The 14,744-nt window shown below is 27.5% G+C and carries 10 protein-coding genes; 6 read left to right on the top strand and 4 right to left on the bottom strand.

The window, feature by feature from the left end:
• Positions 1 to 528: 528 nt before the first annotated feature.
• Positions 529 to 3,639, top strand: coding sequence for an AAA domain-containing protein (locus NNC19_RS22540; protein WP_310940950.1), 3,111 nt, complete (start codon positions 529 to 531; stop codon positions 3,637 to 3,639).
• 62 nt (positions 3,640 to 3,701) lie between these two features.
• Entirely contained in the window at positions 3,702 to 5,981 is a 2,280-nt protein-coding gene (locus NNC19_RS22535; RefSeq protein WP_310940949.1) for a hypothetical protein, read from the top strand.
• A 58-nt stretch (positions 5,982 to 6,039) separates the two neighbouring features.
• On the opposite strand, the gene NNC19_RS22530 is transcribed toward NNC19_RS22535, so the two are convergent.
• Positions 6,040 to 6,945: a LysR family transcriptional regulator gene (locus NNC19_RS22530; RefSeq protein ID WP_310940948.1), complete on the bottom strand. Its 906-nt coding sequence runs from the start codon at positions 6,943 to 6,945 to the stop codon at positions 6,040 to 6,042.
• Positions 6,946 to 7,078: 133 nt separating this feature from the next.
• Here NNC19_RS22530 and garD point away from each other — a divergent pair, with 133 nt between their 5' ends.
• Positions 7,079 to 8,596, top strand: coding sequence for a galactarate dehydratase (garD, locus tag NNC19_RS22525; RefSeq protein ID WP_310940947.1), 1,518 nt, complete (start codon positions 7,079 to 7,081; stop codon positions 8,594 to 8,596).
• Positions 8,597 to 8,936: 340 nt separating this feature from the next.
• On the top strand, positions 8,937 to 9,776 hold the full coding sequence (locus tag NNC19_RS22520) for a sugar phosphate isomerase/epimerase family protein (RefSeq protein ID WP_310940946.1): 840 nt from the start codon (positions 8,937 to 8,939) through the stop codon (positions 9,774 to 9,776).
• 341 nt (positions 9,777 to 10,117) lie between these two features.
• Here the strand turns inward: NNC19_RS22520 and lepB are convergent, their stop codons facing one another.
• Entirely contained in the window at positions 10,118 to 10,729 is a 612-nt protein-coding gene (gene lepB, locus NNC19_RS22515; protein WP_310940945.1) for a signal peptidase I, read from the bottom strand.
• 231 nt (positions 10,730 to 10,960) lie between these two features.
• On the opposite strand from lepB, the gene NNC19_RS22510 reads away from it, so the two are divergent.
• Positions 10,961 to 11,647, top strand: a complete 687-nt coding sequence (locus NNC19_RS22510; protein WP_310940944.1) for a DUF975 family protein — start codon at positions 10,961 to 10,963, stop codon at positions 11,645 to 11,647.
• A gap of 35 nt (positions 11,648 to 11,682) precedes the next feature.
• Here the strand turns inward: NNC19_RS22510 and NNC19_RS22505 are convergent, their stop codons facing one another.
• Complete coding sequence (locus tag NNC19_RS22505; protein ID WP_310940943.1) at positions 11,683 to 12,324, bottom strand: TetR/AcrR family transcriptional regulator; 642 nt, start codon at positions 12,322 to 12,324, stop codon at positions 11,683 to 11,685.
• A 155-nt stretch (positions 12,325 to 12,479) separates the two neighbouring features.
• Here NNC19_RS22505 and NNC19_RS22500 point away from each other — a divergent pair, with 155 nt between their 5' ends.
• Positions 12,480 to 14,147, top strand: coding sequence for an MFS transporter (locus NNC19_RS22500; RefSeq protein ID WP_310940942.1), 1,668 nt, complete (start codon positions 12,480 to 12,482; stop codon positions 14,145 to 14,147).
• A 55-nt stretch (positions 14,148 to 14,202) separates the two neighbouring features.
• On the opposite strand, the gene NNC19_RS22495 is transcribed toward NNC19_RS22500, so the two are convergent.
• Positions 14,203 to 14,532, bottom strand: coding sequence for a hypothetical protein (locus NNC19_RS22495; protein ID WP_310940941.1), 330 nt, complete (start codon positions 14,530 to 14,532; stop codon positions 14,203 to 14,205).
• Positions 14,533 to 14,744 lie beyond the last annotated feature (212 nt).

Raw genomic sequence — 14,744 nt, 5'->3', positions numbered from 1 at the left:
AAATTTATATGTTTTTATAAAGTAAAGACAAAAGAGATATTTTCAGGAATGAAAATATCTCTTTTGTCAACGGTCTGGGCCTTGATAAATATATCAAGGCTTTTATTTTTGAGAAAAATAGTTTGGATGTATATATTTAAATATAGAAAAATATACAAATATTCCTCAAAATTCACCTTTCTATAACAAAAAAGTGCAAAATAAATATCAAAATATTAAGCTATGTAAGAATTTTTTAAAAATTAATAATAGAAAATGTGTTACAATGCAAAGTAATACATATGATTTTTTATATGTATTATTAGAAAGTTCATATAAATAAAGTGTATATATGATTAAATTGGAATTCTATACCACTAAAAATTGTCATTAAGAAATTCTAAAAAATTTTCATCTTTATTTTGAATTGTGTATTTAAATTTAGCACATATATATTATTAAAAAACAATTCCAGTGAAATAATAATTCTTAAAAATTGCCCGAAAAGATTGTAAAACAAATGTTACTATAAGATAAAGGAGTAGATGAATGAGTGAATTAGAAGCAAAGAAAATACTAGAATACTGGTATAACATGGAATATTTTGCCCCGTTTTTTCCAAATAAGAAAGAGGGAGATAGTGTTTTATATGGAGCTGTAGAGCAAGATCTTCCTTGGAAGTTTGAAAATGAAAATAAAATATTTCGTTTATACATAGGTAAAATTAATGTAGATGATTTAATAACAAAATTACATGATGTAATGGATATAGAAGAAGGAGTAGAAAGAGAAAACTCTATAACTTATATTGGGAAAATTGAATTTAATAATAAAGGTGAATATGTTAAAGAAAGCTTTAAGATAAATACGTTTTTATTTGCAGTAACCTCAATAATTAAAAATAAAAGCTTTGACATTGAAATGAATGAAGAAGTAATAACTAAATTTAATAGCAATATAGACAGTATTATACAAAGTAATTATTCAACAATTAATAATAAAGATAATTTAATAATGATTGAAGATTTTATTTTACGACAATTAGATTATTTTAATGAAGAAAATTTCTACTGTTTAGTAAAACAAAGGGCAGAAAGTGAAAATTCAGATGATGTTGATGATATGTTTGATAGTTTCTATGTAAAAGATATATCAATGGTTTTACATAATCTAAAAAGTGATGATAAAATAATAGATTACATAACAGCTAAAGAACAAAAAGATAAATTAAAGATAAAAATAGATAGTGATGTAGAAGCAATGAAAAAATGGACATTACCAGAAAAATATCCTATTGGAAAATGGCCATCTAAGCATAGTCCAAGTCTTATGCAGCAAGTTGCCATTAATATAGGGATTTCTGAGGAAGAGGAAGTTAAAAATATTTTTTCAGTTAATGGGCCTCCAGGTACAGGAAAAACAACACTACTTAAAGAAGTAGTTGCAAACAATATTGTTAATCGCGCAGTAGAACTTTGTAAATATGAAGATCCAAATACTGTATTAAAAATGTGTACAGTTGAAAATCCACCACATGATTTTTATAGAACTTACTATGAATTTCCGAGTGAATTAGAGAAGTTTAGTATGATAGTTGCTTCTAATAATAATTCTGCAGTGGAAAATATATCTTTAGATTTGCCAAATGCTTTTGATATGGAAGCAGATAAAACATATACAGGAAAATTTGATGTAAATGATTTAGAAGAAATCTATTTTTCAGATGTGGCTAGTATGATTACAGGGATAAAATCCTGGGGACTTATTTCAGCACCTTTAGGAAATATGTCAAATATAAAAGAAGTAAAAAGATCCTTAAATACAAATAAAAATCAGTTATTTGGAAGTTATTTTAACGATGAATCTAAAAAGGTAGATTGGAAAATAGCTAAGGATGGTTTTATAAAGCAATATAATCTAGTTAAAAGATATCAAGCAGGAATTATTTCAGATGCAAAAATATTACATGATTCATATGATAAGAAAACTGAATTAGATAGACTAGAATTAGAACATGCTATATTGGTTAATGAACTTAAAGAAAAAGAAAAGATTTTAGCCGATGTTTCAAACAATGAAAAACGTAACTTAGAGGAAACAAAAACTATAAATGAAAGTATAATTAGCTTAAAAAATAGTTTGAGTTTCTTTCAAAAACTATTATTGAAAATATCAAAGAAATCTATAGTTGCTAAAAATTTAAATAAGCTTAATAAAATGAAGGAAAAGTTATTGAGTGAGTATTCAGAAATGCAGGTTGAGAAGGCAAGTAGTTCCAATGTGATTTCAAAAGCATTAGATGAACTTAAGGCTAATGAAAAGAGATATGCTGAATTACAGATTGAATATAGTAAGTCTGTAGAAGAAGTTGAGGGAATCAAAGATAAATATAAAACTTCTACTTCTGATAATTTCCCTGATAATAAATTTTTTGAGAATATAACAAGTAATAATATATCTCAAAAAGCATGCCCATGGACTAATGAGGAATATGATAAGCTTAGAGAAGAATTATTTTTCAGAGCTATAATTCTTCAAAAAGCTTTTGTTCAAAATGCAAAGGGAGTTAAGCAGAATATTCGCATGTTATGTAAGGCATGGGAGAAGAAAGGATTTTTTGAAGGCGACAAACAAATATTTTTTAAACATGTATTCCATACTTTATTTTTAGTGATACCTGTAATATCAACTACATTTGCTTCTGTAGGAAATTTATTAAAATATATTGGAAAAGAAGAACTTGGTACACTTATAATAGATGAAGCAGGACAAGCTGCACCTGCATCTGCAATAGGTGCTTTATGGAGAACTAGAAAGGCAATAGTAGTTGGAGATCCACTTCAAGTAGAGCCTGTTGTCACATCATCTAAAGCTTTATCAAGAATTTTTATTAATAATTTAGAGATAGATTCTGAATATGGTCAAAGTGAATTATCTGTACAAGAACTTGCTGATTTGGCTAATCCTTTTTGTGGTGAGATTAATGGTAAATCAGTTGGATGTCCTTTAGTAGTACATCGTAGATGCATAGAACCTATATTTGATATATCCAATAAAGTTTCTTATGGAAATAGAATGTTTAATGAGACTATAAAGCCAGAAAAGAATATGAATTTCTCAATTGCAACTTCAAGATGGATACATTGTCAAGGTAGTGAAAATGGTAATAAAGATCACTATGTTAGAGAACAAGGAGAAATTGTTGTAAAGTTAATATTAAATGCTTATAATTTTTATGGACCAAGGTTGTTTGAAACAGGAGCAAAAATAATTTATGTGATATCACCATTTACTTCAGTTGTAAATTGTATAAGAGCTAGATTAAAGGAAGAATTTAGTTTAAATAAAGAGTTTAACAAAATTAATATGAAGTATCTAGATGAATGGCTAGAAAATTCAATTGGAACTGTACATAAGTTTCAAGGGAAAGAAGCTGATGAAGTTATTTTTGTCCTTGGATGTGATCAAAATTCAGGTATGATGGCAGCAAATTGGGCAGGAAGTAAGGCAAATATATTAAATGTTGCAGTTACAAGAGCTAAGTATAGAATAGTTATGGTTGGAGATGCAAAGCTTTGGGGTGGTATCCAATACTTTGATGATGCATTTAAAATATTAAAGAATAATTTTGAAAGATTTAAATCTATTAAAGGGAACTAGATTATATATTTGAGGCATTGAGATTTTATGCAAAACACAGATTAAAGATGAGGAGAAGACTTATGAGTGAACTAGAAAAAGCCAAAAAGATCTTAAAATGCTGGTATAATATGGAGTACTTTAAGCCTTTCTTCCCAAATCAAAGGAAAGAAGATCTTGCTTTAGGTGGTAACATAAAGCAAGATTTACCTTGGGTTAATGGGAAAGAAAATGAAATATATCATGTGTATATAGGCAAAATAAAGGTAGAGAATTTAATAACAAAATTACATAATGTAATGAAATTAGAAAAAAATATAATAGAGTATGAAAATTTAATAACATGTGTTGGAAAATTACAACTTAATTATAGAGGTGAATATGTTAGAGGAAGTTTTAGGGTAAATCCTTTTATATTTTCAATAACTGCTTTAATTAATGTAAAAAGTTTTGAAATTGATATTAACGAAGAATTATTAAATAAATTTAATAGTAAAATAGGAAGTATACTAGAAAATGCATATTCACAAGTGAATGAGGAAGAAAAATTAATAGAAATAGAGGATTTGATTTTAAGTCAATTAGACTATTTAAATAAAGATGAGTTTTTTTGTTTAATAAGACCAGGTGTTGAAGGTGAAGTAGATTTAGATGAAAGCATGATTTATAGTGATTATATAAATGATATAGCTAGGGTATCAAATAATATAAATAGTGAAGATAATATAGTAAGTTATATAACAGATGATAATAGAATAAATGGACAAATTGATATAGATATGGAAGACATAAGAAAATGGACACTACCAGGTAAATATTCTATGGGAAAATGGCCAGCCAAGGAAAGTCCAAATCTTATGGAACAGATGGCAATTAATGTAGCTACTTATGAATCTCAGGCAGCTGAAAGTATTTTTTATGTTGATAGTTCAAAAGAAATAAGAAAGCAAATAATACTTAAAGAATTAGTTGCAGATAGTGTGGTTAAACGTGCAGTAGAATTATCTAAATATGAAGATCCTAACAATGCATTTAGTTTACGTAAGCTTAAAAATCCAACAAGTGATTTCTTTAAATCTTATTACGAGTTTCCAAAAGAATTAGAAAAGTATAGCATTCTTGTGGCTTCAAGTAATAAATCAAAGGCTAAAAATATTTCATTAAATTTAAAAAATGCTAGTGATGTAGTTGGAAGCAGAACTCATACAGGTAGTTTTGATATAAATGATTTAGGAGAAATATATTTTTCAGATTTAGCTACAAAATTTACTGGTGAACCTGCATGGGGACTTATTTCAGTTTCTTTAGGGAATGAATTAGATATGAAGGAATTAAAAAGTCTTTTAAATACCAATAAAAATCAGCCTTTTGGACGCTATTTTAATGATGAAGAAAAAATGGTTCATTGGAATATTGCTAAGGAAAGTTTTATTGCTCAATATAAGAAGGTTAAGAGTTATGAAGTAGAAATTATCTCTGATGTAAAAAGAGTATATGCACTAGATAATAAAATAGAAGAATTGACTAAACTTCAAAATGAATTGTTTAAAATTAATAAAGAAATAGAAGAAAAGCAACATTCAATAGAAGAAATTACTAAGATGTCAAAAGAAAATCTAGATGAAACAGAAGCTGTAAATGAAAGTATATTAAATAGGGAAAATGATCCAAGATTTTTTGCTAAGTTAGTATTAAAATTTTTTAAGAAGTCTAAGATTAATCAAGAACTAAATAACCTTAAAGAAAAGAGAGAAGAACTAAAAATACATTATTCTGAACTTGAGACTTTAAAGATAAATATTCAAAATGAACTTCCAAGTGATTTAGATAAATTAAAAGAAAATCAAGTGATTTTTAATAGTCTAAAGCTCTCATATGATGAGGAAGTTAAAATAGTCCAAGATATTAAGAATAAATATAAAACTTCTAATGGAAATAATTTTGCAGATATTGAATTCTTTGAAAAATTATCAACTAATAATGAAGTTAAAGATTCATGTCCTTGGACAAATGAAGAATATGATGCACTTAGGGAAGAATTGTTCTATAGAGCATTAGTGCTTCAAAAATCATTTGTACAAAATGCAAAAGGTATTAAGCAAAATATTCGTATGTTATGTAAAGCATGGGAAGGTAATAAATTTGTTGAAAGTGATTTAAAGGAATTCTATAGACATATTTTCAATACTTTATTTTTAGTAGCACCTGTAGTTACAACAAATTTTGAATTTTCTCAAAGATTATTTGAGTATATTTACAAAGATGATCTTGGAATGCTTATAGTAGATGAAGATGGGAAGCTTGAACCAAGGTTTGCCATAGGAACTTTATGGAGAACAAGAAAAGCAATAATAGGAAATTAATTTAGATTATATAAACAAAAGCTTTGGAAGGTTATGAATAAACATTTCAAAGCTTTTTTTATTCAGTCCAATAATTAGATGCAAGTTTAATAAAATCTTCAGTAGCTTTGCTTAAATAAACTCCTTTTTTATACATAGCAACTAACCTTAATTCTGGTTTCTGTGGCAAAGAAAAATAAACAACATCTTCAGAATCTATTATATAATGTTTAGGTAATATGGTACAACATAAATTCTTTTGTACCATATTAATAAGAGTCTGACAGCTTTTTGTCTCAAATAATAAATTAGGAAAAAATCCAGCAGCTTCAAATATTGGATCAATAGCCTTTCTAATAGTACTACCTTTAGAAATTAATACAAAGTTATCATCTTTTAATAAACTTAAATCAATATCACTAAATGGAGTGTTGTAAAGACTTCCATTTTTAGATAGAGGATGACTAGAAGGAATAGCAACAACAATGTCTTCTTTTAAAATAGATTTATATGTATTATCTTTTTTTTGAAGGTCATCAGATAAGGTTAAAAATCCTATATCTAATTCTCTACGATTTATCATATATTCCTGTTCTCTTACACTAAGTTCAATTGGTTCAACTATAACACTTGGGTGCAATTTATGAAATTCAGGATAAACTGATGCAAACATAGATATGCCTCTTTCAGGAGTTAAACCTATAGATAAATGTGTATTCTTCATATTTATCAAGTCACTAATGCGATTATACGTTTCTTTTTTTAATCCAAGGATTTTTTTTGCAGATTCAATATATATTTCACCAACTTCGGTTAGATGCCAGTTTGTTCTAGAACGATAAAATAGAGGGGAACCTAATTCTTTTTCTAATTTCAAAAGTTGTTGATTAAGAGCAGATTGGGTAATAAATAACTTTTCAGCAGCTCTTGTTATATTTTTTTCTTCTGCTATTTGCACCATATATTCAAGTTGTTTTAAATCCATAAATATCACCTTCTATAAGTTTTTCTAATAGTTTTCTTATTTTTATTAATTTGATTAAGATATACTTATTTTATACAATAAAATTAATAAAAAAACAAACTAAATTAATAATTTAAGGAAAGGATATAGTATTATGGAGAAAAAAACTTTTATTAAGATTAGTGAAATAGATAATGTAGCCATTGCAGTTAATAAAATTCTTGCTGGAACAGAAGTTATGGATAATATACTAGCTAATGAAGATATTCCCCAAGGCCATAAAATTGCATTATGTGATATTCCTCAAGGAGGAAAAATAATACGATATGGAGTACTTTTAGGATATGCTATAAGAGAAATAAAGAAAGGTGATTGGATTAATGAAAATATGTTAGAGCTTCCAGTTCCACCATCTGTAGATGAAATGGAATTTGGAACTAATATAAATTCAGTGCTTCCAAAGTCACCTATAAAAACTTTTGAAGGCTATAAAAATTCAAATGGAGGCTATGCAGGTACAAGAAATATTTTAGGTATAAGCACAACTGTACAATGTGTAACTGGAGTTTTAAATGTAGCTGTAAAGAAGATAAAGGCAGAGCTTCTTCCAAAGTATCCAAATGTGGATGATATAGTGCCAATTAATCATGCCTATGGATGTGGAGTTGCAATTAATGCACCTGAAGCAAAAGTGCCAATTAGATCATTAAGAAACTTAGCAAAACACCCTAACTTTGGCGGAGAGTTAATGGTAGTAGCATTAGGATGTGAAAAGCTAACATTAGAAATGCTATTAGATGAAGAAGATATAATACCTGAAAATGTAATCGTGCTTCAAGAGTTAAAGGGAATGGATGCCATGATAGATGCACTTATGAAAATGGCAGATAAAAAACTTGCAAGACTAAATGAACGTAGAAGAGAAATTCTTCCGTTATCAGAACTTTGTATTGGTATGCAGTGTGGAGGTAGTGATGCTTTCTCAGGGGTTACTGCTAATCCAAGTGCAGGTTATGCAGCAGATATGTTAGTTGAAGCTGGAGCAACAGTAATGTTTTCAGAAGTTACTGAAGTTCGTGATGGTGTGCATTTAATAGCTGAACGTTGTGTTAACGATGAGGTAGGTAAAAAATTAGCTGCTGAAATGAAATGGTATGATAATTACTTAATTAATGGACAAGTTGATCGTAGTGCAAATCCAACTCCAGGTAATAAAAAAGGTGGATTATCAAATATAGTAGAGAAGGCTATGGGTTCTATTGCTAAGTCTGGTACATCTCCAATAGTTGAAGTTTTATCACCAGGGGAAAAACCTAGTAGAAAGGGACTTATTTATGCAGCCACACCAGCTAGTGATATTGTGTGTGGTCCATGTCAACTTGCATCTGGTATAACACTTCAAGTATTTATGACAGGTCGTGGTACTCCTTATGGATTAGCAGCTGCACCTGTAATTAAGGTGTGCTCCAGAAATGATATGAAAGATATGTGGCAAGATTTAATAGATGTAAATGCAGGACCGATAGCAACAGGAGATTCTACTATTCAAGAAATAGGAACAGAATTATTTAAAAAGATTATAGATGTAGCTAGTGGAAGAGAGAAGTCTTTTGCAGAAAAATATGAACTTCATAATGATTTATGTATTTTTAACCCAGCTCCAATTACTTAATAAGTGAGTTAAGTTTTAAAATTCATATTTTTAGTTAAAAACAAATAGATGCTGTTGAATAATTAAAATAAAAATTATTCAACAGATTTATTATATTCTCTGTTTAAATTAGGATAATAAAATATAAAAAAGGTATAGGCGAATTGATGAAAAAGTGGCTTTGAAAACGATTTTTAATTGTGCAAATGAACATTGAGAGCTGGATAAAAAAGTATGATAATTTTATTATGATAGATATGTATATGGGAAGGGTTGTAATTTTAGCCTTACTGATATAAAATTAAATGTATAAATTAACACGTGTGCAAAGAAAAATACTAATGAATGAAGGAGATCAATTATGAGACTTGGAGTTAGATGTCATGATGTTGTTCACAACAGTTTAGAAGATTTAAGCAAATTTATTGGAGATAAGAATTTTAAGAGTGTTCATTTAGCACTTCAAAAGATTAAACTAGATTTTAATTTTAAAAACTCACATATTACACCAGGAATGGCCAAGCATGTTAGAGATACTTTTGGAAAGAATGGTGTAAGTGTAGATATATTAGGATGCTATGTTAATTTAGCTCATCCTGATGATACAGAACTTAAGAAGCTTTTAGATAGATTTAAAGAACATATAAGATTTGCCAGAGATATGGGGTGCAGTCTTGTTGGGACAGAAACAGGTGCTTTGAATAAAGAATATGTAGAAGGTCCAGAAAATCTTACAGAAGAAGCTTTCTTAAGAACTTTAAATTCAGTAAAAATACTTGTTAAAGAAGCAGAGAAATTTGGAGTAATAGTTGCAATAGAGGGTGTAGCAAAACATGTAATTAATACACCAGAAAGAATGAAGAGAGTGTTAGATAACATTGAGTCTAACAATTTACAAGTGATTTTTGATCCAACAAATTATATGACTGTAGAAAATTATAAGGATCAAGATGAAATGATGAGAAAATCTTTTGAACTTTTTGGAGATAGAATAGTTGCAATTCATGCAAAGGATTTTGTTATTGAAAATAATGAAGTTGTAGCTGCTCCTATTGGAAAGGGATTATTAAATTATGAGTTATTATTATCTTTAGCAAAAGAAAATGTTCCATATATAGATATATTCCTTGAAGCAACAAAACCAGAAGATTTGGATAGTAGTATTGAATATGTAACTGAAGTTTATGAAAATTTAAAATAAATATAAAATTTAAAGCTTTTTAAATTTATTATATAAATAATATTTTAAATTTGTATATTTAATTTTACATTGAACATAATAACATTGAAAGAGGTGATTCTCATGGAGAATGATTTTAACACTAATATTTTAGGTTTGGTCCGAAAATAATTTTAAAGTCACCATAAGTACACTTGTTTCGAAATGAGGCCAGAGTTTACAAAAAAACTCTGGTTTTCTTTAATACAATTATTTAATGATTCTTTTAAATATAAATAATTAATTAGGAATTTAGTAAACCATTTTAGTACAAGTTATAAAAATAACCTCCAATATCATAATTGAAGGTAGTGTTTTGAATTTTAATTTATTTTTCCTGCTTCATTAAAAGGATATACTCTAAATATTGCTTTTCCCTCAACTTGAGATTTATCAATAAGACCAAAAATTCTACTATCCATACTAACAGGTCTGTTATCTCCTAAAACAAAAAGTTTATTTTCTTCAACTTTGATTTTATACTCAGGTTGTTTATTTAATGGGCTTTCTTGTTCAACTAAAGTTTCTCCTTGTGCATAAGGTTCATCAAGTTTTTCTCCATTTAAGTAAACACAACCATCTTTAATATCAATTTCATCACCAGGGATCCCAATTACTTTTTTAACTAATCTATTATTTTCTTGGTCACCTGATATTAATTTGCTTGCAGTTTCTAAAGTATCATCAATTATACTGCCTCTTTCCTTGCCTTGAAGGAAGATAATGATATCTCCTCTTTTAGGTTCAGTAAAATTGTAGCTTAGTTTATCTATTATTAATTGTTGATTATTATGTAATGTATTTTCCATAGAACTTTGTTGAACTTGTACTTTAGCATAAGCTCTGCTATTGAATATTGCTGTAATAGATAGTGCAACTAAAATTGAAAGAATCCATCCTCTAGCCTCTTTTATTACTTTTTTCTTGTTTTTCAAATTAAACCACTCCATTCAAAAAAGATTTTAAATACAACCATATTATACCATATAATGGTTAAAAATAGTTTTTTGGAAAATTAAGATTTTATTACTTTGGATTTTAGATTTATTTTGTTAGATAAGTAATTGAAGAGATAAGTTTTTATTTGCTACTTGGAATAATATTAATAAAAGTATATTAGTATAGAATATATGATATTTTTATAAAAAATTTAATGGAGGACTTATATGTGGTCTAGAGGAGAATTAAAAGATAGGGCTAAATTAGTTCTAAGAAAAATCTATTTGAAGGCACTTCTAATTGCTATAGTCATCTCTTTAGCAGAAGGAGGAGATGGATGGGGGAATGGAAGTAGTTTTCATTTTAGAAGTGCAGAAGATTTTTATGTTTTTAGGCATTGGTGGCTTTTATCTGGAGGAGTTTTATCAATACTAGTTCTTCGTATTCTTATTGGATATTCTTTAGAAGTTGGAGGAAGAAAATATTTTGTTCAATCTGCTCAATATAAAGATAGTGGAAAGTGCTTTAGTTTCGCTTTTGATGGGAAAAATTATATAGAAATTGTAAAAACTATGTTAGTAACAAATATTTTTATCTTTCTTTGGACTTTGTTATTAATTATACCAGGTATTATTAAATGTTATGCATATAGAATGGTTCCATATATTCTTGCTGATAATCCTAATATTGGTGTTATGAGAGCAATTGAACTTAGCAATGAAATGACAAAAGGGCATAAATTCGATATATTTATATTAGATTTATCATTTTTAGGGTGGTACTTTCTAGGGATGCTAGCATTTGGAATCGGAATAATATTTGTTTTTCCTTATGATTATGCAACAAATGCTGAGTTGTATTTAAATTTGAGAAAGAATTATGAAGGGGTAATATTAAATAATAGAATAATATAGTAAGAGATAAAAGCACTTTCACAATGAGAGTGCTTTTAATTTTCATAATTAGTACAATCCTGAAACAAAAAGTAGAGCATATCTACACATTTTTCAATAAACAAATCTATATCATTTATTTCATTATCGTATACAATCTTATGGCAAAGATCATCAATTAAAAAATATGAGTAATTAAAAAATATATTTTCTTCTTCTTCACCTTTAAAAGGTATAGATAAAGCTTTAAACATTTTTTTTGTATTTTCATCCCTTATATTTTTTTGCTCATTTCTTAAAGTAGCTACATCTTTATCTAAAAGTGTTAATGCTTCCATTTCATCATGAAAAATTTTAGAAAAGTCATGATATTTTATCATCATTTCTATGAAAATTTTAAAGAGATTTTTTGCAATTTCAGGATTAGTAAGTTCTTTATCAATATTTTCAAGCCAAAAATCATGAGTTGGGTATTTAAATCTTTCATTAAACTTTTCAAGAACTCTAAGGTAAATATCTTTCTTATCTTCGAAATATGCATATACAGATCCAGTAGCAACTTCTGCTTCTTTAGATATATCCGCTGTAGTGGTACTGTAATACCCTTTTTCATTAAATAATTTATAAGCAGCATCTAATATTTTATTATATTTTTCTAAAGCTCTCTTTTGAGTTGGTATTCTTGTTTTTCTTTCCATTTTTATCACCTAAATTAATAATAAGAGTTTAAAAAGTAAAAGTCAATAAAATGTGAAATTTATTTCAGGTTTTTGTTGACATCCAAAATTTTCAAGAGTATTATATGAATATGAAATTAATTTCAGGTTTGAAAAATAAAATTTTGGAGGATATTATGAGGAAAAAAGAAAAAATATTAGCATTTATATCTCTAGCAATAGCTTGCTTTTTAACTGTATTAGATTCAACTATAGTTAATGTGTCTTTGCCATCAATGGCTGATTATTTCAAAACAGATATAACAGGAATATCTTGGGTGAGCACAGCTTACTTGATTCCTTTCTCTGCTTTATTAATAAATTTTTCTAAGATTGCAGATATTTTTGGAAGAAAGAAACTATTTATAATAGGGCTTGTAGTATTTGGTTTTTCTTCAGTAGTTTGTGGACTTTCAACTTCTCTTTCTATGATTATAATTTTTAGAATTATACAAGGAATTGGTGCTGCAATTTTAACCCCATTAGCTATACCTTTAGGTATAGAGTTGTTTGGTAAAAATGCTATGAATAAATTAGCTGTTGTGATTGGAATGATAATTTCTATTTCTGCAGCTTCTGGTCCTGTTGTAGGTGGGATTTTAAATGAAACGTTTAGTTTTAAAGCAATATTCTATGTAAATATTCCATTTATCCTTATTGCTTTGTTTTTTGGAACAAGATATGTTAAGGAATGTTATGATAGAACAATAGAGAAGAAGATAGATTTTATAGGTTCTATATTATTAGCTTATGGAATTGGAGCATTAACATTTTTCCTTGTAAAAGGAAACACATATGGGTGGGGAAGTGTAAAAATACTTTTCTTAATTGTGACTTCAATACTTTCACTTATTATTTTCTTTATATATGAATTTAAATCAAAAAATCCTATGATTGAGTTTAAGTTATTTAAGATAAAAAGTTTCACAGCTTCAATAACTATAGTTGGAGTCATATTCTTTGCATATATGCCAATATCATATTTAATGAATTTTTACTTGGAAAATCAATTAGGTTACTCAGTATTAAAGTCTGGATTGATATTGGGGATAGTAAGTTGTGTTTCCTTTTTTACTTCTCCTATATTTGGAATTATATCTCAAAAGTATGGTGCTAGAGTTATCTCATTAATAGCTGTGAGTTTTGTGTCTCTTGGTGATCTTATGTTTGTGTTTATGAAGAGTTCGAATAATATGAATATAATTTTAAGTGCATTTATATTAGTAGGAGTTGGACTTGGTTCTGCATCGCCTTTGTATAAAAGTGCTTTTGATGAGGTATCAAAAGATAAAAATGGTATAGCTTCAGGAATATTAAATAGTTTTAGACAGTTAACTGCATGTTTGGCAATAGCTTTAGTTTCAACTCTAAGTAACCATTATACAACTCAAGCTATAGAAAATACTAAAACTAGAATAATAGATACTGTTAATAATGATATGGTTCTTGAAGAACAAGTTAAATCTATAATAAATGACAAAATAAAAAATTCATATAGCAGCAAAAATACTTCTTTTTCAAGAGACATGGTGGATGAGTTAATAGAAAATCAAGAGAAAATAGTATTGGCATCTGTTTCAGATAAAATGAAAGTATCTGTAAAAGAAAAATTTGATTCAGAAGCAACGGAGATATATAAAGTTTTAGATGAAGCAACAAAGATAAAAGATGATGAGAGTAATAAGGTTTATAATAAATGTTTTTTTGTAACAGCTATTATTACAATCTTAGGTGTAGTTGCAGTACCTTTTAATAAAAAATGTGAAAACAAACTTAAAAAAGTTAAGACAGAAGTAGTGGTATAGATGAAATAAAAAAGCACTTAAAGTGCTTTTTTACTGTAAGATTTAAATTGATTTATTAGAAATGCAAAGTATTTACAGATAAAAGTAATCCAGTTAAAAGATATAAGCCTTTTCCTACAGCTAAAGCCAATGCAGTTTCAGGCCAAGGATCTGTACCACCTATTTTGTATAGCAAGTAATATTGTAAGGCAGTGTTTATTATTGATCCTGCAAATCCTAATTTTGAAGTTATGAGGCTAACAATAGATATGATTACAACTGTTATTAGTACTGCCTTAATATCAATATAAGACTTGGTTATAAAAAATCCAAGTTTTATAAACAGAGAATATACAATTATAGAAATTATATATAGAAATAGTAGTGTATTTAGGAGTGTACTCAAGTTTTATGCTCCTTTCGTCTTTAGATTGATTTTAATAATATTTCTATCTTATTAAATATATCGAACAGCAATTTAAGTTCTATATACTGAATCTATAAATGGTATAATTTTATTAAAAATAAAAAATAAATTAAACCTGAATTATTCATACAAAAATAAAAACCATGCTTAGCATGGCTCGGAACTTACTATTATATAAATTTTTACTTTCA

The organism is Clostridium sp. SHJSY1, assembly GCF_031626875.1.
Lineage (GTDB): Bacteria > Bacillota > Clostridia > Clostridiales > Clostridiaceae > Clostridium.
Note: the sequence above shows the minus strand (reverse complement) of the source record. Positions and strands in the feature narration are given on the sequence as shown.